At 38.1% G+C, this 25,877-nt stretch carries 15 protein-coding genes and 4 pseudogenes; 11 read left to right on the forward strand and 8 right to left on the reverse strand.

Annotation, left to right across the window (positions count from 1 at the left end; translation table 11 throughout):
• Together MWG72_RS09890 and MWG72_RS15625 are read right to left on the reverse strand one after the other, a co-directional pair.
• A partial coding sequence (locus MWG72_RS09890; RefSeq protein ID WP_153561934.1) for a transposase occupies positions 1 to 157 on the reverse strand: 157 nt, incomplete at its 3' end.
• A 190-nt stretch (positions 158 to 347) separates the two neighbouring features.
• A pseudogene (locus MWG72_RS15625) lies at positions 348 to 448 on the reverse strand (IS5/IS1182 family transposase); the annotation flags it as partial.
• A 183-nt stretch (positions 449 to 631) separates the two neighbouring features.
• On the opposite strand from MWG72_RS15625, the gene MWG72_RS09895 reads away from it, so the two are divergent.
• From MWG72_RS09895 to MWG72_RS09915, 5 genes are all read left to right on the forward strand, one after another.
• Complete coding sequence (locus tag MWG72_RS09895; protein WP_184413727.1) at positions 632 to 1,132, forward strand: hypothetical protein; 501 nt, start codon at positions 632 to 634, stop codon at positions 1,130 to 1,132.
• Between the two features lie 105 nt (positions 1,133 to 1,237).
• Positions 1,238 to 3,967, forward strand: a complete 2,730-nt coding sequence (locus MWG72_RS09900) for an isopeptide-forming domain-containing fimbrial protein (protein WP_247143942.1) — start codon at positions 1,238 to 1,240, stop codon at positions 3,965 to 3,967.
• Positions 3,968 to 4,057: 90 nt separating this feature from the next.
• On the forward strand, positions 4,058 to 10,072 hold the full coding sequence (locus MWG72_RS09905; protein WP_247143943.1) for an SdrD B-like domain-containing protein: 6,015 nt from the start codon (positions 4,058 to 4,060) through the stop codon (positions 10,070 to 10,072).
• 3 nt (positions 10,073 to 10,075) lie between these two features.
• Positions 10,076 to 11,149 (forward strand): OmpA family protein, encoded by a 1,074-nt coding sequence (locus MWG72_RS09910; protein ID WP_184413733.1) that lies wholly within the window; start codon positions 10,076 to 10,078, stop codon positions 11,147 to 11,149.
• Positions 11,150 to 11,153: 4 nt separating this feature from the next.
• Positions 11,154 to 14,123, forward strand: coding sequence for a hypothetical protein (locus MWG72_RS09915; RefSeq protein WP_184413735.1), 2,970 nt, complete (start codon positions 11,154 to 11,156; stop codon positions 14,121 to 14,123).
• 45 nt (positions 14,124 to 14,168) lie between these two features.
• Here the strand turns inward: MWG72_RS09915 and MWG72_RS09920 are convergent.
• A pseudogene (locus tag MWG72_RS09920) lies at positions 14,169 to 14,771 on the reverse strand (Rieske 2Fe-2S domain-containing protein); the annotation flags it as partial.
• A 17-nt stretch (positions 14,772 to 14,788) separates the two neighbouring features.
• Between MWG72_RS09920 and MWG72_RS09925 the strand changes: the two are divergent.
• Positions 14,789 to 14,905, forward strand: a pseudogene (locus MWG72_RS09925) (Fic family protein); the annotation flags it as partial.
• Positions 14,906 to 14,907: 2 nt separating this feature from the next.
• Here MWG72_RS09925 and MWG72_RS09930 read toward each other — a convergent pair.
• Positions 14,908 to 15,639 carry a Fic family protein gene (locus MWG72_RS09930; protein ID WP_247143944.1) on the reverse strand — a complete coding sequence of 244 codons (732 nt, stop codon included), beginning with the start codon at positions 15,637 to 15,639 and terminating at the stop codon, positions 14,908 to 14,910.
• 98 nt (positions 15,640 to 15,737) lie between these two features.
• Positions 15,738 to 16,890, reverse strand: a pseudogene (locus MWG72_RS09935) (IS3 family transposase).
• A 159-nt stretch (positions 16,891 to 17,049) separates the two neighbouring features.
• Between MWG72_RS09935 and MWG72_RS09940 the strand changes: the two are divergent.
• A complete protein-coding gene (locus tag MWG72_RS09940; protein WP_247143945.1) occupies positions 17,050 to 17,886 on the forward strand; it encodes an alpha/beta hydrolase in 837 nt (278 codons plus the stop codon).
• A 360-nt stretch (positions 17,887 to 18,246) separates the two neighbouring features.
• Here the strand turns inward: MWG72_RS09940 and MWG72_RS09950 are convergent, their stop codons facing one another.
• Complete coding sequence (locus MWG72_RS09950; protein WP_005107645.1) at positions 18,247 to 18,603, reverse strand: YidH family protein; 357 nt, start codon at positions 18,601 to 18,603, stop codon at positions 18,247 to 18,249.
• Between the two features lie 172 nt (positions 18,604 to 18,775).
• On the opposite strand from MWG72_RS09950, the gene MWG72_RS09955 reads away from it, so the two are divergent.
• From MWG72_RS09955 to MWG72_RS09965, 3 genes are all read left to right on the forward strand, one after another.
• Positions 18,776 to 19,267, forward strand: a complete 492-nt coding sequence (locus MWG72_RS09955; RefSeq protein ID WP_005107644.1) for a cupin domain-containing protein — start codon at positions 18,776 to 18,778, stop codon at positions 19,265 to 19,267.
• Positions 19,268 to 19,491: 224 nt separating this feature from the next.
• Positions 19,492 to 20,568, forward strand: coding sequence for an MBL fold metallo-hydrolase (locus MWG72_RS09960; RefSeq protein WP_005107643.1), 1,077 nt, complete (start codon positions 19,492 to 19,494; stop codon positions 20,566 to 20,568).
• A complete protein-coding gene (locus MWG72_RS09965; RefSeq protein ID WP_046206029.1) occupies positions 20,565 to 22,010 on the forward strand; it encodes an MFS transporter in 1,446 nt (481 codons plus the stop codon). The genes MWG72_RS09960 and MWG72_RS09965 overlap by 4 nt, the downstream gene beginning before the upstream one ends.
• A gap of 88 nt (positions 22,011 to 22,098) precedes the next feature.
• Here the strand turns inward: MWG72_RS09965 and MWG72_RS09970 are convergent, their stop codons facing one another.
• A complete protein-coding gene (locus tag MWG72_RS09970) occupies positions 22,099 to 23,085 on the reverse strand; it encodes an AraC family transcriptional regulator (protein ID WP_005107641.1) in 987 nt (328 codons plus the stop codon).
• A gap of 371 nt (positions 23,086 to 23,456) precedes the next feature.
• Here MWG72_RS09970 and MWG72_RS09975 point away from each other — a divergent pair, with 371 nt between their 5' ends.
• Positions 23,457 to 24,455: an AraC family transcriptional regulator gene (locus tag MWG72_RS09975; protein WP_005107640.1), complete on the forward strand. Its 999-nt coding sequence runs from the start codon at positions 23,457 to 23,459 to the stop codon at positions 24,453 to 24,455.
• Positions 24,456 to 24,519: 64 nt separating this feature from the next.
• Here the strand turns inward: MWG72_RS09975 and MWG72_RS09980 are convergent, their stop codons facing one another.
• On the reverse strand, positions 24,520 to 25,863 hold the full coding sequence (locus tag MWG72_RS09980) for an MFS transporter (RefSeq protein ID WP_247143946.1): 1,344 nt from the start codon (positions 25,861 to 25,863) through the stop codon (positions 24,520 to 24,522).
• Positions 25,864 to 25,877 lie beyond the last annotated feature (14 nt).

The raw sequence follows: 25,877 nt of genomic DNA on the forward strand, positions 1-25,877 counted from the left end.
AACAAGAAGGAATATCTCGCCACGGACAGCCTGTTCTAATTCTATAGAGAATAGCTTCAATAAAATTGCGTAAATTTGAGTTGTGGTGAATGGATAAATTACGCAGAATAACTTTCAACTTTTGCCAGTGTTGATCTGTCAGCATGGTACGAGGCATAGCGAATAGTAAAATTGGGTTTGGCGATTTGATTTTACTACTTCGCTATTTTTTTAAGCTAAAAGTGTCAACACACCCTAATGTCATAGAGAAATAGTGGCAGTCCAAGAATAGACGATATTTGTCTAGGAGAGTGGTGGCAGTCCAAAGAATAGACTAAATTTGTCTAGGATACTTGGAGCAGTCCAGTTGTCCAATCTAATCCACAAAGTTTAATGAGACTTTGAGCAAAGCTTGTAATCATACAAAGAAAGGCGGAACAGAAATTTGATCATCAGAACAACATTGAATAACTAACAGACTTAATTGACTATACCTTGAATTAATTACCACTATTTATTGTGACAAAAAATGTCAACAATTGAAAACTATTTTAATATAAAGACAAGAAATATACTGTTTACAAAAAAAATGTGATGAGTGTCATGTTTATGTTTATTTTTATTTTTATTGATGTAAAAATGCAATGACATTATGTTTAGAAATGTATCAAAAATGTTTAAATCCGAAAAAAAATTGAATCTGAGTCCTCTATTCTTGTTATTAATCTCAGGATTGACAACCTATTCTTTCGCGAATAGTCAAGCTCTAATTGCAGATATGAAAGTGTTTCAAATAGAGGCAAACCAAAAAGTAAAAAAAGAATTAAAAGCAACAGATCAGGTAAAGCCGAAGGCATTACTCGAATACAAAGTTGAATATTCAAATGTATCTAGTCAAAGTCTGAAAGATTTAAAGTTGAATCTTCCACTTCCTGCCGATGTAACTTACACAGGGCAAAGCTTACCCAAAGATGCCTATGCTTCCTTAGACGGTAAAAGTTTTGCTAAAGCCCCATTAACCCGTATGGAAAATGGCAAAAAAGTAAATGTCCCACTGGCTGAATATCGCGTTTTGCAATGGAATGTGAGTGAGTTAAAACCAAAACAGAAAATTATTGTTTCTGCTCAAGTCCAAGTTAATACATCTAAATAAAATTTTTAATTGGTCAATATCGACTTTATTGTTAGGTTCTTTATGAAAAATAATTTTCAATTAAGTAAAATTGCTGCATCACTGGCAGTAATTGGTGGGGTATCGTTGCTTGGTAGCCAGGCTATGGCTGCTGCACCTTTAGCTGGTACGAATATTAGTAACGTTGCAACCGCAACGTATACAGATAATACGCAAACTGAGCGCGTAGTAACATCTAACGTGGTTAAAACGCTTGTAGCACAAGTGGGCAGCTTTACTCTTGTGCAGTCTAATGAGCGTCAAACCGCAGCTAACAGCAGTGTAAGTTTCCCGCATATTTTGACAAATACCGGTAATGGTACGGACTCCTTCACGCTTAGGATTACAAATGAGGCTGGTACTTTTGATTGGGCTAGCCATGATGTTTATATTGACCGCAATCAAGATGGCATAGCTGATAACGGCGCAGCCGCTTTAGCATCAACAACAGCGATTGAATTAGCTGCCGGTGAATCTATTGGCCTGGTTGTAGTGGCTAAAACGCCATTGGCAGCGACAGCAGGTCAAAACGACAGCCTGACTTTAACTGCAACATCAAACAAAACGGCTCTATATGATATTGGCAAAGATACAGTGTCCAACACTGACAAAGCCACCATTATTACAGGTGCAGTCATTGAAATTAAAAAAGAAGCCAGTGTTAGTACAATTAGCGCCAATGGTTACATTACCTATACTTTGACTTTCCAAAATAAAGGTACAGCTGCAGCCACTTCAGATGTCATTATTTATGACGTACTCCCAAGCAATGTAACATTTGCTGATACGGCTGATAGCAAATTAACTGCCTATTATAATGGCAGCGCTTCAGCATTAACTCGTGATGCTACAGATAGTGATAAATTTGCTTATGTATCTAGTGGTCGTAGTGATGCAAAAGAGGTTTTTACCTTTAATGCAGGAAAACTTGCTGCGGGTTCAACCGGTAAATTAACTTTTACTGTTAAGGTTAAAAACGCTGCTGCAAATGGTGAAAAAATTACCAACACGGCATATGCGGATACTGATGGCTTCACACCAGGTACAAGTACGCCATTAACACCAGCGAATGTTCCATCTGTTCCACCGACAACTACGGATACGACATTAGTTCCATCTAACCCGAACAATGTTACTGTTGTAGGCATAACTGCCCATTCAATTAACGATGATAAAGACGTTTCTTGGATTGACAAGAATGTTCCAGTCGGCAGCGCTACGGGCATTGATGATGAAGTCCATGCAACAGCTTCGCAAGGTCAGGCCATTGTCTTTGGCAATAACACCTCGGGCGGCGATGTGATTTATGTCCACAACTCAGGCACAACGACTGACAGCTATAGCCTTAGTGTTGCTGCAACGACTGGCGCTTTGCCAAACGGCAGCATCATTGAAATTCTGAAGGCTGACGGTAAAACACCAGTGACAGATAACAATACTGGTCCGATTGAAGCGGGTGGCAGCTTAAAATTTGTGGTACGGGTTACTTTGCCAACCAGCGGCACAGTTGCTGCAGGCACTAAATTGACTATGACCAGCACTTCAGTCAACAACAGTAGCAATAAAGATACCATTTCTTTGGTTGTTGATTCATTTACAAAGAGTGCTGTGGACTTGGTACATAATACAGGCACAACAGGATCGCCCGTTTATGTCGGTGATGGCCTGAATAGCAGCACAGGTGTTCCTGACACAGCTTTAGTTCCAGGTACACCTAAACAGCTGGATGTTACGATCAAAAATACAGGCGGTACGCCGGACAACTACAATATTGCAGTTACAGGCATTCCAACCGGCTGGACAGCGGAACTTTTTGGAAAAGACGCAGCTGGCAAATGTACAAACACGAAAGTAACCAACTCCGGTACAATCGCCAATGGCGGTACGGGCAGTTACTGCCTGGTGGTTACAACACCAGATGGCACGCCAGCAACGGATATTGCAAAAACTATTACAGTCAACATCAGCTCGCCCTCTACCGGCAGCAATGATAGCATTGGATTCAAACTGACCGTTGCAGCACAGCGCGCAATCAGCTTTACGCCAGACCGTCAAGGCCAGTTAGCCCCTGGTGGCAGCATTATTTACAGCCATACCTTAACCAACATTGGTAACGTTACTGAAGCAGCTGATGGTAAAACATTGAACTTTATTTTACCAACGCCAACAGCAGGTGAAACGGTAACTGTTTATGTGGACACAAATGGTAACGGTATTCTGGATGCTAATGAAGTTGTAACAGGTACAGGTGCTTTAAACAGCATTTTGCAAAATGCAAAATTTGATGTATCTAAGTTAGCTGGTTTGCAGCAAGGCGAGTCCGTTACTGTTTATGTAAAAGTTGAAGCGGCAGCAACTGCAACGGCCGGCCAGTCTTATACATCTACAGTACAAATTCAGCCTGAAGCTAACGCTGTATTAGGTTCAAACAGCATTTTATCAATTACAGACCGCACAGTAATTAACCTGGGTTCAGTACGTTTAGAAAAATTCCAGTTTGCTGCAGACTGTACAGCAGCACCCGTTGATACTGACTATACTGCAAACTTACAGAATGCTAAACCTGGTCAATGCGTATTTTATAAAGTAAAGGCAACAAACCAGGGTAATGCTGATGCAACTGCTGTTGTAATCAATGATGCTGTGCCGGCATACACAAAGTACAAAACCGGTTCTGTAGCACGTGAGCCAGCAGCTCAAGGCACTGCACCAACAGAAGCTAACGGTAATGTAAATTACAATGTCGGTACTTTAACTCCTGGCGCTTTTGCCACATTGAAGTTTGCTGTCACAGTTGATAAATCAACCACTCCATAATCTTTAAAAACTCTTCTCCCTCTTTTTTCGAAAAGAGGGACTCGATTCGTTTGTTCTAATTATTTGTATTTTCTGTTCCGGGGGGTGGCAATGAAAAAAGCAATGAATAAAAAAGTGGAGACATTATCCTTGTCCGCACTTGCATCTGCTTTGTTCTTTGCACAGCACGGTCATGCTGCGATGCCTATGGCTGGACAAATGATTCAGAATATTGCTTATGCAAGTTATGAAGTCAGTGATTCCAACGGTGGGCAATTACTGCGAACCACTCAATCCAATGCAGTCAATGTCGAAATTGCAAAGTTTTATGGTCTTGAACTATTTCCAGATCAGCTCCAGCAAGTAGAAGTAGGTTCAAAAGTCATCTGGTTAAATCAGGTGACCAATACCAGTAATACTCAGGCATGGTTTGATTTTCAAACCGCGCCTGTTAACCATTTATCCAATTTAAAAATCTATTTAGATGCCAATCAAGATGGTGTCTTGGATATTTCAGATACCCTGATTAAAGATGGATTGGAATTACAATCCAATCAAACTGTACACTTATGGGTCGTTGCAGATACTTCATTACAAACTCCCGATCAGGCCAAGTTAGAGCTTCCTTTAACGGCGCAAATTCGTGAAGAACCGCAACAAAAAAAAACAGTGCAAGACCCTATACAGGTCTTTGAAGCAAAGTTAAAAATAGAAAAAGCCGTAGACCAATTACTGCTGACCATAAATCAGCAGGCACAAACCCTGAATTACACTTTGACGGTAACCAACTCAGCATCATTAGCTGTATCTCCTGCAACAGTCACGGTGGATGGACAGAAACAATCATGGGTGATTGTTGAAGATCCCTTGCCTGCAAATACTATTTTTGAAGATATTCAGGTTTCAGATCCGGCTTCTAATACACTGGTTTTGCATAAATTAGCAGAAGGACAATATTCAAGCCATTTACCTCAGGATAAAAGCCAAATTGGCCATGCCGTGGTTGCCTATAAACAGCCGTTTGTAGCCGGTAAAAAAAGCGAGATTAAGTTAAAGGTCAAAACTCAACCGACCATTAGCTATACCACATTGGTGAATGGAGCTTATGTTCTGCATCAAAAAGGGCAAGTGGATCAAAAAACCTTGTCCAATAAAGTTGAAACCAAGGTTATGGGTCAGCCAACTTTGGAAAGCACCACAAATGATTTTGAAATTAGCTTGTATACCGGCAAGGTTAATGAACCAATTTATTTGAAAACCAATGCCGCGCTTTGTAATGCCAACCGTTTTAACAAAGAGCAGGTCCGCATTCGTATTCAGTCTAAATTGACAGGGGATATGGTCATTATTTCTGCCCTTGAAAGTGCGGAAAATACGGGCTTGTTTCAATTTAGTTTAGAGACTGAAGAAAATGCAGAAAAAAATCTGAATGATGCTGTTTTACAAACGCTTAAACGTGATGAAGTTACAGCAAGCCTGGTTGAATGTGTAGACGAGCAAGGTCAGACCACTACACCGATTAGTGATATCTCAACGCAGATATTGATTGATCCATACGGCATTATTTTCGATGCAAAAACCAAAAAACCTGTCGCTGGAGCAACAGTGATATTGGTTGATGAAAATGATCAACCTGTAGGCAATAATGTTGCTTTTGAAGTTGACCGTACCACAGGGGCTTTACGTTCAATTCCTGCAAAACAGGTCACATCTGCGACAGGTGAGTTTGTTTATCCGCAGGTGATTCCGGGTAACTACAAATTATTGGTTGATACCTCAACAATTTCGACTCATCAATATAGTTTTGTCAGCGATCAGGTGGTGTATCCGCTCAGTTCATTTAATGGCATGGCGGTAAATTCGCAATATTCTTATGGCGGTGTATTTACTCTGGCATCCAGCAGTCCAGCATTGAATATCGATATTCCGATTGACCCGCTATTAAGCCAATCAGGCTTGATGGTACAAAAAACAGCACGTGATAGCAGTATCGAATTGGGTGATTTCACCAATTACAGCATTACCGTAAGTAATCAAGGGGATGTACTGGCACGTGATGTCAAATTGCAAGACAGTTTGCCACGTGGTTTTAGCTATGTGCCGAATACCATGCGTATTGATGGCAAACCAGTGGCAGACCCGGAAGGTGGTAAAGGGCCTTACTTAACGCTGGGTTTGGGTAATCTTGCACCCAATGCCAAGACTAAAATTGAATACCGTGTTTTGGTCGGACCCAATGCTTTAAATGGGGATGGGATTAACCGGGCTCGTGCAGTAGATGGTTTTGGTCTCAGTTCAAATGAAGCGCAGGCCAAAGTTAAAGTTCGTCCGGGTATGTTTAGTGCCGATGCGTTTGTGGTGGGTAAAGTTTATAGCGACTGTAACCGTAATGGCATACAGGATAAAGGCGAGTTAGGTGTGCCGGGTGTCCGTCTCTATATGGAAGATGGCAGTTATGTCATCACGGATCGTGAAGGTAAATATGACTTTTACGGCGTGTCGGCAAAAACCCATGTACTTAAAATTGACCGCACCACTTTACCTGCCGGCGTAGAGTTACTGACTCAGTCCAACCGAAATGCAGGTGATCCATCCAGCCGCTTTGTCGATGTCAAACGTGGAGAATTGCATCGTGCCGATTTCGCTATGGCGGATCAGGCAGATGCCTGTTCTGCACCTTTAAGGGATGCAATCAAACAGCGTCAGGAAAAAATTAACAGCAGCAATTTAAATCTTGAAAAAGCGATTAACAAGCAACTCTCTATTGATGCACCAAGCTATCTGGAAAGTAGTGCCCGTTCAGAAAACACCCAAGGCTGTTTAGCAAATGACAATGATCAAAATTGCTTACTGAATCGGGGGGATTTTGCTGCACAAAAACAACCGCAATTGTTGATCGATCCGGTAAAACCGTCTGTTTTAGTGAATCTTGAAGAATATTTAAAGCGTAGTGATAACAATGCTTTAGAAATTTTAAACCTAAAGGATGGACAAGTTCTACCTTATGCACAAACCACAATTCAGGTTCAAGGTGCAGCGGGTGCAACCCAGCGTGTTTTAGTCAATGATATGGTGGTGGCAGATAAACAACGGGGTAAACTAGCTATCCTGGATGAGCAACGCAAGCAAGGCGTTGAATATGTCGGAGTGGCATTAAAAACCGGTAAAAACAGCATTCGTGCTGAACAACTCGATTTTGCTGGCAATGTCCGTGAAAGCCAACACATTCAGGTCATTGTTCCGGATGAAATTTATCAGCTGAAGTTACAGCACATGCCAATTCCGGTCATGGCCAATGGCCGTGATGTGATGCAGCTGCGAGTTCAGTTGCAAGACAAACAAGGCGTCAAGGTGGCTACCCGTACCTCAATCACTTTAGAAAATGATATCGGGATTATTGATCTTCCAGATTTAAATCCGAATGAACCGGGCATTCAAAGCTTCATTGATGGCGGCGAGATGATTATTCCGATTCTTGCACCGAATGCGCCTGCACGTGGAAAGCTACGCGTCAGCAGTGGTTTACTCAAAGAAGAAATCGACATTCAGTTTCAGGCAGATTTACGTCCGCTGATTGCCGTGGGTTTAATTGAAGGTTCAATTAACTTTAAAAATTTTGATAATACACAGTTACACAGTGTGAATCGCAATGATGGTTTTGAAGATGAATTGAATGAAATTGCCAAGTGGGGTAATGACACCTCATTGACCGGTCGCACTGCAATGTTTTTGAAAGGAAAAGTTAGAGGTGACTATTTGTTAACTCTGGCTTATGATTCTGATAAAAGTTCTAAGCAACGCCTGTTCCGTGATATTCAACCTGATGAATATTATCCGGTGTATGGTGATGCAGCAGCAAAAGGCTTTGAAGCCCAATCGACCGGAAAATTGTATGTACGCTTAGATAAAGGGCGTTCATATGCGATGTATGGCGACTATGTGACCCGTACAGAAAAAGATGAAGGTCTGGCTTTGGGGCAATATAACCGTTCATTGACTGGTCTGAAAGTGGGACATGAAGGAGATAAGTTTCAGGCATCAGCATTTATGGCTGAAACCAAATCGCGTCAAGTGGTGACAGAAAATCGTGCATTGGGTATTTCTGGTCCCTACAGTCTGGGTTCAATTTCAAATGAACTTATTTTAGATAATAGTGAAAAAGTCGAGATTCTGACCCGCGATCGTAATAATCCGGGGTTGATTATTGCCAAACAAAGCCTTACCCGTTTTAGCGATTATGAAGTCGACACCTATAGCAACAGCATTTACCTAAAACAGGCTGTCGCCAGTGTCGATCAAGATCTGAATCCAAACTTTATCCGTATTACGGTGGAAGCGGATGAAATTGGTGAAGAATATCAAGTCGGCGGGATGAGTTTTAGTTATGCCATGAAGAGCCATCTGAAAATGGGTGGTTCATTTGTGCAAAGTAATGATCCATTAAATCAGGAACAGATTGCCAGTTTAAATACCGTGGTGAAAGTTGGGCAATACGGTAAATTAATTGCCGAAGTGGCACAGTCTAAAAATACCGACTCTACGGCAGATCAGATTACTCAGATCAATAGTGATTCAACCCGTGATAAAAACCAAGGTACCGCTGCAAGGGTCGAATTTGAATATGCACCGAGCTTTGCCCATGTTCGTGCCTATCACCAGCAAGCCGAAGAAGGTTTCCAGAATGATGCGGCAACCATTAGTGCAGGACGTAAAGAAAGCGGCATCAAGGCTTCAGTACCCATTGCAAAACTGGGCCTGGCTCGTATTGAAGCAATTCGTACTGAAGATCAAGAAAATAACGGCGTTCGTACCGGATTGTCTGCGAGTCTGGAACGTAATTTCTTTAAAATTCTCGCGGTCGAATTAGGGCTGCGTCATTATGATGAAACCAGTGCTGCGGCAACTTTAGCGACAGAAAATCTGGGTCCATATAATGGTACGACCGGGCGTATCAAATTTACCGGTAATCTGCCTTGGAAAGGCGCATCAGCTTTTATTGAATATGAACAGGATCTATCCAATTCTGACAAGCAGGTTTTATCGGTGGGTGGAACAGCTAAAGTTCTACCCAATACTGAAGTTTATGCTCGCCATGAAGTGATTTCAGCAATTGACGGCTTGTACTCCATCACTAGCACAGAAGAAACCAACAGCACGGTGTTTGGTATTTCCAGCAACTATATGAAAGATGGTTCAGCATTCAGTGAGTATCGTGTTGCAGATGGCATCAGTAACCGTGAAGCTGAAGCAGCATTGGGGTTGCGTAACCGTTGGCAACTAAAACCGCGTGTATATGTCAGTAGCAGTTTTGAGCGTATCCAGTCTTTATCTAAAAATGAAGACAATACGAGTAATGATGCCACTGCATTGAGTCTTGGACTTGAATATTTAGTTCATGAGAATTGGAAAGCAACCACCCGTTTGGAAGGTCGCCGTTCGGATACTTCAGATACACTCATCAATACCACTGGTTATGCCTACAAGCTATCTGATGATTCAACCGTGCTGACTAAAAACACGCTCAATTTTGTGGATAATAAAGCAGCAGATCAGGGTGATCACTTACGCAACCGTTTCCAAATCGGTTATGCATGGCGCGATTATGATCAAAATAAACTCGATATCTTATCGAAAATTGAATACTACTATGAAAATAATGCCACTGATTTAGAAACGGAATTCAAGCGTGAAGCCTATGTGACTTCTATTCATACCAACTATCATCCACAGCGACGTCTGACTTTATCGGGGCAATATGCAGCAAAATGGTCTGAGCTCGATGAAGATAATGTTTCTAGTAATGCTTTAACGCAGTTATTCAGTGGTCGTGTGATTTATGACATTAATGAACGTTGGGATATGAGTGTACAAGCAGGTACTTTATGGGCAAACCGCGGAGTAGGTACTCGATATTTAATTGGTGCAGAATTGGGTTATTTAGTTGTTACCAACCTTTGGGTCTCAACAGGCTACAATTTCATGGGTTACCAAGATGATGAACTTGCAAACACCAGTTCAACAGGTGAAGGCGCGTATTTAAGATTTAGATTCAAGTTTGATGAAGATTTATTTGGTCGTCGTTCGGCAAAAACAAACTTTGCTTTAGAGCCGGAACAGGGACGATAAAACATGAAATACCTTACTGGACTACTTACAATCTTACTCTTAGGGAACAGCTTGGTGTATGCTGAACCCGTTTCAGCTGCTAATACTCAACGTCAAATAGATACCTTATCCATTACTTTACAACAGTATACTGATACTGATGCACTGACTCGTTATCACGCTTACAAGGCAAAAATGTGGCTAAGCTATGCGGTCAATCAACAATCCGAGCGCAGTTTAAGCATAGCTGGACGAGAGGCTTTACAACAGGCCCAACGTATTGTCACTGGATTGCAGTCCAAGCAAAATTTGAGTTTAACCACGCCAATCTTAAGTGTGTCACAAGTCATGCGCCGGGATCTGTGGTGGCAAGTAGAGCATTTAAAACAGCAGGGCGCTATTGATAAAGCACCAGAAAGTCTGGCACATGCAGAAGTGATGCTGGTTTGGGCTGCAGCGGAATATTGTGAGTTGGGCTGGAGACACGCCCAAGAACCTTTTAATGCGGTACAACAGGCTTTATATCAAGTGGTTGAATCTACCAGTATACGGCTTACAGATACCAGCTGGCAGCCCGAGCAGTTGTCTTCATTGCAACAGCTGAATGGAAAGGGCTGTCATGGGGTAAATTCTGAATTTTGGCCTCTAGCTAAAGTACAATCAAATCAACAATCTAATAGTTTAAAAATCAATAATATTGTACATTTTGCCCAGGACAGTGCAGATTTAAGCCCAGCCAGTCAGACGGTGCTGCAACAATGGGGAACCCAGTTGAAACAATATCCACAATTGTCCGTTGTTTTAAAGGGTTATACCGATCGACATGCGAGCCCGAACTATAACATACAGCTAGCACAGCGCCGTGTTCAGGCAGTGCAAGACTATCTTGTAGTACAAGGTATGGATATTACAAATATTACGACTGAAGCCAAGGGTGCAGTTGATTTTCAAACCGATAGAGAGATGAAAATAGCTGAAGCCAAAAGTCGTCGTGTAGTTTTGCAGGTTGCAGATGCACCTGGGATTGAAATTAAATATCTACCGCAGTGGCAAGATTTACAAATAGAGTCAAAACAGCAAAAAGTGAAGGTGAAATAACATTATGATCAAGCGATATTTACCTCATGTTTTGGCATCTTCAGTTTTATTGCTCGGCGGTATGGCGCAAGTTGATGCGGCAGATACACAATTAGATAATTCAGCAACAGGCTCCACGCTGATTCAACGTAGTTTCGTAAACTTAGATTTTAGTAATCCTAATATTAATGCAAATTATAATGGCTTTGGTCAAGCAGGTACAGGAGCAACGAATGTTGCTCTGCCAGAAACACTGGTACCTGGTTGGAGGACAACGCATAGAGTTATGACAGCCGGTACATATTGGCAAGCTGGGCGATTGATTGAAATCTGGCGAGGGCAAGGTGCACCATCCGATAAGATGACAGGGGAATTATCGACATCAACCAATCAATATGCAGAACTGAATGCAGAAGAAGAGTCAGTTTTATACCAAAATATATGTTTAATTAAAGGCGAAACATTTAGCTATTCTTTTGCACATGCGACAAGGTCGAGTATCAGCGAGAAAGCAAAGTTTTCGATTGGTACAGTTACAGACACAGCCACAACTAAACGTGGTTGGGTTGCTCATCAAAATATAGTATCAGCTACGAATACGCTTACGAATAAGACATGGAAGACTTATAGTGATACTGCTACGGTAAATAGTATACCTGCGAATTCAGGAATTTATTCCTTAGGTTTTGAGGCGGTATCTACTGGGACAATAGGCAATTTTTTAGATAAGATTGCCATTACAGGTTTAAAGCCTGTGGTTGAGTTTACTACTGCTGCCGATAGTGCCTTTGAAAACGTATCTGGTATTGTGCCAATTAAATTTAAAATGGTGGGGAATGTTACTAGCACAAGTATGCCCACCTTAAAATTTAAAATTTCTTATAATAGTTCGGTCGCTTTGGAAAATCGCGCTATTTATGGAGTTGATTATGTTTTAAAGAAGCGTAATGGTGCGACGGGGACGACTTTTACAGAACTGACTGTAGCAGATGGACTAAATTATAATACAAGTACCGGAGAAGTTACTTTTTCTTATAAACCTGATTATAACTCAGGTTTAAATTATGAACAGGGTGTAGAATTTAATGGTTTAGTACTCGAGATTAAAGATAATAATAAATCTTTTGGAACCAAGACACTCCCGCTTTCATTTGAAACGATGTCAGATGTTCTTCTAATTACTCTGGATACTTGTAGCAAAACTAATATAAAAAGTTCATTTGATTTTTCTATTAAAGAAGACGATACCGATCTAGAGATTATTAAAAGTTTAACACCGGAGTCTGTCACTAAGGTATATAAAGACCAATATCTTGCTTACACGCTGGAATTAACCAATAAGACTAAAGTGGATGCTGATGAAGTTATTTTAAAAGATAATATTCTTGCTAATTTAGCTTATGAAACAGCGGGTGTAAATGCGGCAACTTTAAGCTGTGAAGCTATAACTAATGAAGGAACAACATCAACTTGCCCGACTTTACCTAATGATGCAGTAACTAAATTATTTTCATCTGGTGGATTAAATCTGGGTACTATCAAAGGGTTCGCCAAGTATAAATTTACTCTAAATAAGCTAAAAGCCAAGGAAGATGCAACAGGTGAATATACTGGTTATATAGTGAATAATGCAGTAGTGACAACTACTTCAACTGATATTGACTCGAGCAATAATACATCCACTGTAAAAACAATGATGGCTACCAAAACTGATCTGTCCAATAACAAAACAGGTGCACCCGTAACAGAAACAGGTATTGGCATGTTTGTAATTGGAAAAGAGGGTAGAACCGGTTCCACACCACTTTGGACTCAAAAATCAGACAATAACACCAAAGTTTATTTCCCGCTCAATATTCAAAATTACGGCAATCTGGCACAGGATTATCAACTGTATGCCTCTAGTAGCAAAATTGAACCAACACTGGGGACGGGTGACTATTCAACCTTGGTTAAAAATAGTATTACTCCCTTTAGTTCTGGTTTAAAAATTGAATTTTATAAGGCAGATCTTGCACAGTGTAAAACGGGTGTAAGTGGTCAGCAGATTACTCAACTGAATGTTGCCGCCAATAGCACTACACAGCTCTGCGCAGTCGTGACCGTTTATTCTTCTGTGACAGCGACCACCAATATTTGGTTTGCAATCGAGTCACTTCAGTCGGGAATGGCTGACATTATTCTGGATGCCGTGATTCCCCAGCCCAAGAAACGTACATTGGAATTAAGCAATGATCAAAGTGCACAGGTGGGGATCGGGGGAAGCTATGTATTTTTGCACCGTCTGATCAACTATGGTGTGGAAAATGAAACTAAAGTGAAGGTCAGTCTTAACCCAGTCAATCGTACCGATGGCTTTTTATATACCTTGTTTTTGGATCAAAATGGCAATGACACGCTAGATGCCAGTGATACTTTGCTATCCGGCACAGAAACTGAATTAAACAATATCATTGAACCGAATAAATCGGTCACTTTATTGATTAAAGTTGAAGCCCCATCAACGGCCAACAATGGTATGAGTAGTCAAGTTAAGCTGATTGCCAAGCCGGATAATGTCGGGAAAGACATGACATTAGCTGATTTAAGTAATACGGACTTGATTACGGTCAGTCCGAATCAGTTAAAAATTATGAAATCGCAATTCAAAGTTGAAAATTGCAGTATGGCAAATGCCGCGGCAGTGATCAATGCAACGTATACCGTACAAAATGAAAACCTGAAACCGAATCAATGTCTGATTTACCGGATTATGGTGAAAAATACTGGCAGTATGGCATTAAGCAATGTAGTGATTAACGATATGTATCCCGCTTATACCCAGCAATGGGCACTTTTAGGTATATTGCCAATTGTAGGAAGTAATGGTCAAAACATTACCGATAGTAGCAACAATACAATTGAAGATGATAGCACAGCTAAAATTAAGACAATATTAAAAGAGCTGTTATCACAACAGGAAAAGTCTCTGTATTTTGGCATCAAAATGCAATGAGAGGTTTAACATGATAATGATTGTCTAATTTATGATGTTCCTATCATGGTAGTGCTCTGTACTAACGTGATAGCTATCTAAACCATTTTCATTCTGTAATTTCCAGTTGCCTGCAAAGGTATAAGCTGATTTACCTTGCAAGACTTTAAGCTCACCCGTTGGTGACTGCTCAACCATTAAATCAAGAAAGACCTTGGCATCACCTAAGAAATCCTCCAAAGAATCTGTCGCCTCACTGTCTAAGCTGATAAATACGAAACCGCGATAATTAGAAATGCGATCTTGTTTGAGACCAAGTGTGGTTTTATCGAAGTGTTCGCAATATTCATCTGGAGCCTTCACTTTAATTAAGCAGCCATCTGATTTACAGGTCCATGCATGGAAGGGACAGGTAAATGTGACTTATTTTTCTCTACTGAAACGTGTCAAGGTAGCGCCGCGGTGTTCACACGCATTGACCATGGCATGCAGTTCACCATTACTATCACGGCTAATAATCAGGGGTTGGCGACCAATTTGAACCGTCAAAAAATCATTATTATTTAGAATTTCACTTTCATGACAGGCATAAATCCAGACTTTTTCAAAGATCTGTTCTATCTCCAAGTCAAATAGTTCAGCTTCAGTAAACATTTCTCGAGCAATGCGTTACAAACCATCGTGTGGCATTACAAACTAGCAAAGATCGCTCAAATTCTGCACATTTTATTGAGTTTATTCTGCAAATGATTGTAGATGAACTTGTGGCATCTAGCACTAGTGATCAAGACACCGTTCAAGCTGATTAAATATCCAATACAACCTGATATGGTTTAAATCCCTCTAGTACAGCTTGAGAAACCAGTTGAATAAAAGCTTCAGTCTTTCCATAAGCCATCCATTGATCTAGGGCTTCATAGTAGGCCAATCGGTTTTCAACTGTGATGACGCAAGGTGGATAACCAGCTTTAAGCAATTCGAGATTCATCAATAGACGTGATGTACGGCCATTGCCATCAATGAATGGATGGATACCTACAAAATCAGCATGTACTTTAGCTCCACGTTCAATGGGGTGAAGCTTATGTGCCTCTGAATTATACCAATCAACTAACTGAGCCATCTTTTCATTTAATAATGTGTAATCAGGTGGGGTAGATGTAGCACCAGAGATTAGGACATTTTGTTGACGATAGCGGCCAGCATTATCATCATCAATATTCTTTAAGATAAGCTGATGGATATTACGAATTTGCCATTCAGAAAAAGGCTCCTCTTTCCGAATGATATCTTCAACATAGTAAATTGCATTTCTATGGTTGATCGCTTCGAAGTGTTCTCTTAATGCCTTTCCACCAACAGTAATACCTTCGAGTACTACTTTAGTTTCTAGCAGGGTGAGTGTATTGCCTTCAATTGCATTCGAATGATAGGTCCAACGGACAATAAGATCTTCTTGTAAATTTTTGACAATTGATGGAGAAAGAGGGCGATGTTGATCTAATTTTTTCTTTAAATCATCAATAGTTTCAAACATTAACTTATCCCTGAATGAGTCTAAAAGAATAATACATCAAAAAAAAATATCAAAGAAATGAGATGGACTGCTCCCAGTATCGTAGACACGAGACAGCCTCATTTTGAAGCTGCCTCAAAGACTTCTGGACTCATCCCATCGAGATGCGAATGACGCCTGATTCGATTGTAAAACATCTCGATGTAATCAAACACATCTGTACGAGCCATTTCTCGTGTTTTATAGATCCTCTTTTTAATTCTTTCCTTCTTCAAGCTGCTAAAAAAGGATTCAGCAACAGCATTGTCCCATGAGCAGTATACTGCGCAAGGCCTCTACGGCTCATGCTGGGTATTAAGTTATGCTTCTGACAGAATTTCTGCCAGTCTCCACTGCTGTATTGTGAGCCTTGGTCTGAGTGTATGATCACAGGTTCATTTGGCCTACGTCGCCATACCGCCATAAGAAGTGCATCCAAAACGATATCCTTGGCAAGCGTAGGTTTCATTGACCAACCGATGACTTTTCTCGAATATAAATCAAGAACCACAGCTAGATATAACCAGCCTTGCCATGTGCGAATGTAAGTTATATCAGTCACCCAAGAGGTATCAGGTGTGTTTACAATAAACTCTCGATTTAAATGGTTAGATGGCACAATCTGAGGACGACCACGACCATAGCTTTTATGCTTCTTATATCCTCGAACAGCGGCAATACCATTGTGCTTCATGATCTTCAGCATACGATTAGGTCCACAGCTTTCACCTAGCTCTTTAAGATCCAGCGTAATGCGACGATAACCGTAGATGCCATAACTGGCATCATAAGAAGAACGGATGAGCTGTAATAACCGCTTATCTTCAATAGTCCTGCCTGATTCGGGTTCATCCAACCAAGCATAGTAGCCAGCACGAGCAATCTTAAGAACCCGACACATCGTTTTAATCTTAAATTGATGGCTGTATTCCAGGATAAACTGATACTTTACTCGGGCAGGCTTGCAAAGTACCTTGCGGCCTTTTTTAGAATATCCCGTTCCTCTTCAGTTTGTTTGAGCTGACTTTTAAGGCGAAGGATTTCTTTCTTTGCCTCGAGCAATTCATGTTCATCAGGATTGTTGCGTAAAGGCTGTACGGCCTTTAGCGATTTATAAATGCTGTGTTGTGATACACCTAAACGTTCTGCAACATCAGTGACAGAATATCCACGTTCGGTAATCAATTTAACAGCTTCATCTTTAAATTCTGGGGTATAGCGTTGTCCACTCATAAGGTTCTCTCCTATGCAAAAAGAATAGACGAAATTTGTCTAGGAGAGTGGTGGCAATTCAATCTATCTAAAGAGGATAAAAAAAAATAATTTTTGAATAGTGAGAATATATATAAAACTATGTAATAGATGAGTGGTTAATAAATAGAGATAATAGAAATGAATACTATCAATTTTGAAAATGATTATGTTGTCGGGCAGAAAAACAATAATTATAATGAAGTGATGGCTAAGTTCAAAGAGCTAAATCATTTAGCATTGATCAGCAAAAAATGGAAAAAAAATATATATTATGGTTTTCATGAGCGAGAATGCTTTGACCTGTGCTATGCAGTAGGGGATGCAAAAGCAATTTTTGTTTACCTACATGCGGGGTATTGGCAATCAAGAGATAAAAACCAGTTTTACTTTATTGCTGACCATTTAGCAGAACTTGGATATCATGTTGCAATTATGAATTATCCTCTTTGCCCAGAAGTAAGTATTGAAAAAATAAAAAAATCATTAAGTTATTCTTTATTTACATTAAATACACTTTTAAATTTTGATTCAAAAAAATTACCTATGTATATTTGTGGGCATTCGGCAGGTGCGCACTTAATAACAGAGCTCGTATTAAATACCAGATGTTTAATAAAAGACTGGTTAAATGTTAAGGGTATAATTCCTATCAGTGGTATATACGATTTAGTTCCTTTGATATCTACTAGCTTAAATATAAATATTAAATTAGATAGTTCTCAGGCAAGGGAGAATTCACCGATATTAAGAGTATCTGACGATTTAGTTCCTGCTGAGTTTTTTGTTGGAAGTTATGAAACCGAAGCCTTCATTCAACAATCCCAAAAAATGAAAGAACAGTGGGAGTTTAAAGGGAATTTAGCAAATTTTAGAGTTCTTAAAGACAGTGATCATTTTAGTTTGCTTTTTCACTTTCTTAGAAATGGTGAAATTGTAAAATCAATTGAAAGTCTTTATACATCTACAAATATATAAAAATTTTAAAAATTAAAAAAACTACTTTCAAAGAGTAGTTTTTTTATTAATAAATAATAAAAATAGCTGCTATAGCTAAGATTATGGTGAAAATAGCCGAAGATAATAATATGAGACGATAAGTAATTAAATTTTTATTATCAGTTCTTAAGGTTTTTATTTTATTAAAGTTAATGAGTAAAATAAAATAATAGAGACAAATTGCTGTGGTAATGAAAATAGAAATATAAAAAAAATAATAAGGCTTGTTGATCAAATATTTAAAAAAAGTAAAGTTTACTATGATATAAGAAAATAAACTCCTTTCTATAGATAAAAAAGTTCTTTCAGGTTGAAGTCCACTATCTTGCATAATAATTCCTATTTAATATGAATAAAAATAAATATAATTAGAATTAAACTAAAAATTGATAATATTGGGGCCATAAAAGGATAGGGGAGAGACTGTTTGGTTCTCAGTGCATATTCAACTCTAAACCAACGAAAAATAGCGCTAATACTAAGAAGAATAGAAAGTAAAATTAAAGAGATAAAAATATGATTGGCAATTACTTCTTCAATTATTCCATTATTCAATGTAATAAATGCTATGGCACCCACTAATATAGCGAGTGCTGTTCTATTCCATGCTAAAAATGTTCTCTCATTGGCAAGTGTAAAACGAGGATCCGGGTCTTCTCCATCAGTTAGTTTAATGATTTTAATTAAATTTTTCATAATTTTTTGATCAGTTAAAATCTAGAATATATAACTCTTGAGTAATAAATGCTATGCATTCTTAGATGATAATCTATGTATTTTATATGTCTTATTTGAATAGAAACTCCTTAATAAATGCATAGTTCATATTTTGAAAAGTTGTTGAAATAACAAAAAAGGGAGACTTACAATGCAAATGCTAGATCAGAAACATTTATCTTCTTTAGTGTTTAATGAAACACGATTAAATAAAGAGCTTAAAAATATTAAATGGAATGTGCTTGGACATGTATATGAACCTATATTAGGAGGAGATCAGCAGTCAAGTTTTGCTTGGATTTCAAATGATCCTCCTGGAACTTTTGTTCCTCCTCATATGCATCCTGTACAGGATGAACATGCTTTTATTCTTGAGGGCGAGTATTCGCTATATTTAGACGGTGAATGGACAACTGCCAAAGCAGGGGATTATCTTTATTGGCCACGTGGAACAACACATGGATATAAAGTTACTTCAGAAGGCCCCGCTAAAGGTGTTTTTTGGGTAAGTCCAGGTAATGATTTAGCCAGTTTGTTTTCAGAACTGCACAATTTGACAGATCCAGAGAAGGTAGTCCAGGTCTCAGCAGCTCGTAATATTCGTTTCTTTAATCCATCCAGCCTTCCTAACTGTGAGTTCTAATCGTTAAAATATTTATTCTAAATAATTAAATAAAAAGCCTTCATAATTATGAAGGCTTTTTATTTAATTATTTTACCAAAAATTATTGTGTGTTCACTTGGATTTAAGCAAATGAAAAAAATTAAATTAAGCATAATAAATTTATAAAAAGTGAATATTAGTCGAAGAATAAAATAAATTATATTTATAGAGTGTTATTAGCATGAATTTAAAAGGACTATTCAATGAAAATTAATAATCAACAGGGAATGAAAATTATTGCTTTAGGTACAGGTGGTGGCCCAATCGTATCTAGTTCTAGAGCAGGAATCTCAACAGCTATTTGCATAGATAATGCGACCTATATCGTCGATTGTGGTATGGGGAGTATTCGTAATTATAGAAGTCATGCTACTTGGGGTGAGTTACGAGGTATTTTTATTACTCATCATCACTCTGACCATATCTATGATTTAGGCTCTTATTTATTCACAGGTTGGCAAGTCCCAGGTGAGTCTTTTAGCCAGCCTATCCAAATTTATGGTCCTGGAAAGCCTTTACAAAATCCAGCTATGCCGACTCATACTCATCCCAAAATTAAAGGCTGTTGTGGCGGAGATCATCCTATGGTAGGAACAGCTGCGATGGTTGATGCTTTAATACACAATGTATTTGCATCAGATATTGCAATTCGAATGGCAGATGAAGGTCGTTCAAGTCCAACCGAATGGATTAAGGCATTTGATATTCAGATTCCTGAAAATGCCAAAGCAGACCCTGTCCATAATCGACATCCGGAAATGGAACCTTTCGTTATTTATGAAGATGAGCTGGTTAAAGTGAGCACAATTTTGGTAGACCACCGTCTATGTTTTCCTGCTTTTGGTTTCCGGTTCGATTCTAAATATGGTTCTGTCGTAATTTCAGGTGATACGACATATTCTAAAAACTGTATTTTACTAGCCAAAGACGCAGATGTATTAATGCATGAGGTTATTGATCTAGACGCAATTTTAGCTACGTTCCCTGAGGGACCGACACGCAACGGTATTGCAGTCCATCTTGAAGAATCTCACACATCTTATGAGAAAGTAGGCGTAGTTGCCCAAGAAGCAAATGTGAAAGCACTTATCCTGCATCATATTGTACCAAATACACCAGACTCAGCAGATGTTCAGAAGATGGTCAATACTGCTCAAAATGATTTCGATGGTTTGGTATTGGCAGCAGAAGATAATGATACTTTTAATGTAATTGATATTGTAAAAACTCATCTTGATGAGCGCAGAGCACATGAGTTTTTACGGGAGGTAAATACATGAAAAGCCAAATCAAAAGCCTTCCTACTTCACTTATAGAGCCATTAGAAACTGGGAGAATTACAAGTCGAGCGTGGTTAATTACTGGAATGCTCATCATATTCCAAATGATCAACTTTGCTGATAAAGCTGTTTTAGGCCTGGTAGCTGAACCCGCAATGCGTGAACTAGGAATGTCGAGTAGTCAATTCGGTTTTATTGGTAGTTCTTTTTTCTTTTTATTTGCTATTTCATCGATTGCGGTAGGTTTTTTGGCGGCAAAAATACAAACCCGCTGGATCCTGCTTACCATGGGAATTGCATGGGCAGTTTTACAATTCCCCATGCTCATGGGAGGAGGGATAACGCTCTTATTGGTCACACGAATTATCTTAGGTGCTGCAGAAGGGCCTGCTACACCTATTACTTTGCAACATATTCATGGATGGTACGAGCCAAAGGAACGTGGATTGCCAAGTAGTTTGGTGGCCATAGGATCGACCTTAGGTCCTATTATTGCTGCTCCAATTTTAGCAGCTATTATTGCTCATCCGTCTTATGGATGGAGATGGGCATTTGGTTTTTTAGGATTTTTTGGTCTTGGCTGGAGTTTGTTATGGTTTTTAATTGCGAAAGAAGGGCCATATAGTCATATCAAAGCGAAACAGCAGCTTACTCAACCTAAACCACTTGTGCATCCTAGTACAAGTTATATTAATAATAAAAGTATTGCTGAGTTTTCAGACCAATTAAAAGTAGTACCTTTATTTAAAGTTTTTATTTCACCCATGTTCATTTCTGCTTTTTTAGCAGGTGCTGGATGTTTTTGGGCTATGGGCTTTTTAACCACATGGTCGCCTCGCTATCTATCTGCGGTTATAGACACGTCTCCTCAGATGATCGGTATGATTTCAACTTTTCCATGGATATTTGGCGCTTTAACTTTATTGGTAGCAGGCTATCTATCTAAAATTTTAATGAAAAAAGGGTGCTCAGTACATAAATCCTTAGGCTGTGTATTTGGTATCTTAATTTTAATGTCAGGTATTTTCTTTTTACTATTACCTTATACGACAGGGATTGCTGCAGTTGGTGTTTTGACCATTGCTGCAGGTTTGGCGATGACATTCCCATTAGCACCTATTACTTTGGCCTATAGTATTTGTTCTAAACAACGGGCAGCTGTTATGGCGACTGTTACGGCTCTAGCCTCTTTAGGGGGGATGATTTCGCCAACTATGGTAGGAATGTTTATGGAGTCTGCAGGATACATCCAGCCAGTAAAGGGAATACTTCCAGATGCTATAATGCTCAATAAACTAGTTATGGGAATGAACTTAAGTTTTTCTTATATTGGTATCTATTTATTAATTGTAGGATTAGCTGCTGTAATATTTCTTAATCCAGATAGAACAGCGAAAAAAATGCAAAAAGATATTCTAAAAGATGATGAAGAAAAAGTATAAATAGATTATCTGATTCAAAGATAAGAGCACTTTATAAATGAAGTGCTCTTTTAATTAGCTTAAATCTATATAAATAAAATAGGTGGTTTTAGTGAATACTATTTTTTAATGTTTCAGAAGGTAACTCTCCAAAACGGTTTTTATATTCTTGTGAGAAGCGTCCTAATTGCTGAAAACCACAATCCATTGCAATACTTGAAACATTTTCCCAAGGTTTTATATTTTTTAAACGTTTATAAGTTTCTTCGAAACGCAAATTACGTAAGTAAGCTACAGGAGATTGACCATAGTAAGTATTAAAATCCTGGTATAATTTTTCACGTGAGATGCCTAGAATTTTTTCAAGCTCATTAAGTGTAATTGGTTGAGAAAGATTTTCTTTAAAAACATCTTCAATATAATTTAAATATGAGGGTTTTCCTTTTAATCGATGCTCAAGCTCTAAACTGTAATTATGAGGTTGAGAGTTTAATAAAATAGAAATTAAATTTTTTTCAAAGTTGCTCCAGATATTTTGAAAATCTAGAAGATATTCAGCCTCTAACAAAAATTCTTGAAAATTCATGGCTAAATTAAACCATTTTTTAATCGAACCTTGCATAGGTGCTTGAATATCAAAGATTAATGGTTTAACTATCTTATAACCTAATAATTGGGAAAGATAGTTCTCTACCTTATCTTTTGAAATTCGAATCATTTGTTTTTGGCAGTTAGGTTGTAAAATCATAGAAAATGGTTGATGAGGTGAAAATATAGCAGCTACCTCATCACTAGAATATATAGTTGATGATTTAATTTTAATTTCTTGAATGCCTTCAATAGGTACATTAAAAATATAACAATGTTGTAAATTATCAATAGAAATATTTGCTAGAGTAGAATATTGAACAGTACCGAAAGTAATCGCACCAACGTTAATACCCTCATGTAAAAAATCAATTTTTTGAGGGTCTGGAATGTAGAGGCGATGCGGGCCATTTACCTTTATCATCCATTGCAACACATCTTCTGGATGCTTTAAATTAGTAGAAAACTTTTTGGGTGAATTTTTTTCAAATTTATCTAGATTAATCATCACGATATCCTTGTAGACTGATTAAATATAGGTACTTCTAACTAATAAATCTTATTATGTATTTTATATATAGCAAGAAATATTTAATTTAAACAATATTTTTAATGTAAGAATTATTATTTATTTAATATACCCTATTGGTATAAGTAAATATTTTAAAGGTATTTTTTTGTTTTTAAGTTTTATGGTGCTACGCTAATTTTTATGTCATTGATTATAATGGTTATATTAATTTTTTATTTTACCAATAAATAAATTGTAATACTAGGAAAGGTTTGAGATTGAATTTAAATATAGAATCTGTCTATCCAGATAGCTGTCCTAACTGATATATTTAACAATATTATAAATTTTAGCTAGGTGAACAAGGAATGCAATCACTAAGCCAAGAAGATATTGAATTGAAACATTATTCAAAAAAAGCCGATTTTGCTCAAAATCTTATGTCAAACATTTGTGGCGAACATCGCTTGGATACCAGTTATCGGAATACTTTAGATTTTCATTATGATGGAATGCGCCTACCTAGTAAGCAGATGACGATCGGTACCATTTCTTATGGCGCTAACGTAGCAATAAATACTTCCCATCTTAAAGCTTATAGTATTAGCCTACCTCTATGTGGCAAACAAATTTTAAATATGAGGGGAGAACAATATTATTCAGATGAAAACACTGGACTTATTATCTCAAATGCCCAGTTGCAAGATCTTGCAATTGATAAAAACTGTAAAAAGCTTCAAGTAGTCATTCCTGAAAGAAGTTTACATCTTGTATTAGCAGATCTTCTTAAGCAACCTGTGGATGATTCTGTTATATTCAATCCGAAAATGCATTTTGATTCACAGCAGCTTACTAATTCGTGGTGGAAATACATCCAGAATTTCTTAAACTCAAAATCTCAATATATTAGTTTTCATGGATTATCTTTGCTTGCTGAAGACTATGAAAATTTCATCATTAAAACCTTATTACTTTCTCAAGAAAATAATTATTCAGAGCAGCTTAGACAGTTATCGAATCAACGGCAGCCTACTTATATTCAAAAAGTACATAAATTTATAATTACCCATGCATGTGAGGAAATCAGTGTTGATACTTTGCAAAAATTAGCAGGAGTCTCAAAATCAAAATTATATGAAGAGTTTCAAGCCTATTATGGAACGAGCCCTTTAGCTTATCTAAAAAAGTATCGATTACAACAAATTTATAAATCCTTATGTACGCCTGAGCCTGGTAAAAGAATCTCTATTTCACAGTTAGCTTTTAAATGGGGGTTTAATCATTTGAGCCGATTCTCTCAAGATTATCATGAGGAGTTTGGCGAAAAGCCGAGTGATACTAAAAACAAATTTAAAGAGTTTTATTAAAATATTAAAAATGTAAAGATTAAAAGCCAGGTTTAAATCTGGCTTTTAATGCTATTAGATTAGTTTAAGCTATTTCTTTAATTTCAGTTTGTTCTGGGTATTTTGATTTCTCACTTAACACTTTTAAACTCAAGGAAATAAATGAAATAAATGTAGGAATTGCAAGGATGTAGAATAAGCCGCTTAAACTCAGATCAAATGTGAAAATTAAGGATCCAAAGAAAGCACCTAAAATTGCTCCAATTCGACCAATGCCATGCATCCATGAGACGCCTACAGCTCGACAGGTTGAAGGATAGGAAATGGCTGCTAAAGGTAGTAAGGAAGATTGAGCACCAGTAAGCAAAGCACCAATTAAGAATATGGTAATTCCAAAGAAAAATATGTCTGAACTTAAGAAGCCTGCTACAATAAATAAGCCAAAAGCAACCAGATAAGAGTATCGAATAACTGTATTAGGATTGGTTTTATCCATATACCAACCCATGATTATAGCGCCAATTACTCCACCAAAAGGAAAGATAGCGGCAATTAAGCTGAATTGCTGAGTAGTAAAACCTGCTGTTTTTAAAATGACTGGCATCCAACTGGTTAAAAGATAAAAGACTAATAAGCTCATAAAACAGCAAAGCCATAACATACTTGAGCTTACTAAATATTTACTTAAAACTTGCTTAACAGGACTTTGAGTAGACTGTATTTCAGTATGAGCCAATCTAATTGTGATTATATCGGAAAAGGGTTTTCCTTGTATAAGCTCTAAAATATGCTGAGCTTTTGAGAGTTGATTATTTTTGATTAAATATTGTGGTGATTCTGGCAATTTGACGAGTAGTATAATGACCAGAATAAGTGGAATAACACCGCCAATAATAATGACTTTAGCCCAGCCTAAACTCTCTAATAAATAAGCGGATAGAAGGCCGCCACAAGAAATTCCAAGCATGAATCCACAACCTGCCAATCCAGTTAAAAATGCTTTACGTTTTACAGGCATATATTCTGAAACAATTGTACTAATATTTGGCATAGCTGCACCTAAGCCAATACCAGTAATGAACCGGTAAATCATCAACTCTTGTGTTGAAGTAGCAAGTCCGCATAAAACTGTAAATACACCAAAAAGTAATGTGGTAAAAGTAATAACTTTTTTCCGCCCAAATTTATCAGCAAGAGGGCCAGACAGAATAGCGCCAATCGACATACCGACCAGGGCAGCACTCAAAACTGGTGCAAGTTGAGGTTTGCTTATCCCCCAATCATCTAATAATGCAGGTGCAATAAAACCAATAATACCAGTGTCTAAACCATCGCAAAAAAATACTAAAAAGCCTAGCGTAAATACTAGCCATTGTAATGGTGATAGTTTTTCACGGTCTATCACCGTATTAAGATCAATTGTTTTCATCTTTATTCCCTTAA

Source organism: Acinetobacter lwoffii, assembly GCF_022967985.1.
In the GTDB taxonomy this organism is placed as follows: Bacteria; Pseudomonadota; Gammaproteobacteria; order Pseudomonadales; family Moraxellaceae; genus Acinetobacter.

Bases quoted from the DNA above. Each gene is read 5' to 3' on its own strand.
- MWG72_RS09975 (WP_005107640.1), top strand. From the start codon at position 23,457: ATGCAATCACTAAGCCAAGAAGATATTGAATTGAAACATTATTCAAAA.
- MWG72_RS09950 (WP_005107645.1), bottom strand. From the start codon at position 18,603: ATGAAAAATTTAATTAAAATCATTAAACTAACTGATGGAGAAGACCCG.
- MWG72_RS09940 (WP_247143945.1), top strand. From the start codon at position 17,050: ATGAATACTATCAATTTTGAAAATGATTATGTTGTCGGGCAGAAAAAC.
- MWG72_RS09980 (WP_247143946.1), bottom strand. From the start codon at position 25,863: ATGAAAACAATTGATCTTAATACGGTGATAGACCGTGAAAAACTATCA.
- MWG72_RS09970 (WP_005107641.1), bottom strand. From the start codon at position 23,085: ATGATTAATCTAGATAAATTTGAAAAAAATTCACCCAAAAAGTTTTCT.
- MWG72_RS09905 (WP_247143943.1), top strand. From the start codon at position 4,058: ATGAAAAAAGCAATGAATAAAAAAGTGGAGACATTATCCTTGTCCGCA.
- MWG72_RS09895 (WP_184413727.1), top strand. From the start codon at position 632: ATGTTTAGAAATGTATCAAAAATGTTTAAATCCGAAAAAAAATTGAAT.
- MWG72_RS09915 (WP_184413735.1), top strand. From the start codon at position 11,154: ATGATCAAGCGATATTTACCTCATGTTTTGGCATCTTCAGTTTTATTG.
- MWG72_RS09955 (WP_005107644.1), top strand. From the start codon at position 18,776: ATGCAAATGCTAGATCAGAAACATTTATCTTCTTTAGTGTTTAATGAA.
- MWG72_RS09965 (WP_046206029.1), top strand. From the start codon at position 20,565: ATGAAAAGCCAAATCAAAAGCCTTCCTACTTCACTTATAGAGCCATTA.
- MWG72_RS09910 (WP_184413733.1), top strand. From the start codon at position 10,076: ATGAAATACCTTACTGGACTACTTACAATCTTACTCTTAGGGAACAGC.
- MWG72_RS09930 (WP_247143944.1), bottom strand. From the start codon at position 15,639: ATGTTTGAAACTATTGATGATTTAAAGAAAAAATTAGATCAACATCGC.
- MWG72_RS09960 (WP_005107643.1), top strand. From the start codon at position 19,492: ATGAAAATTAATAATCAACAGGGAATGAAAATTATTGCTTTAGGTACA.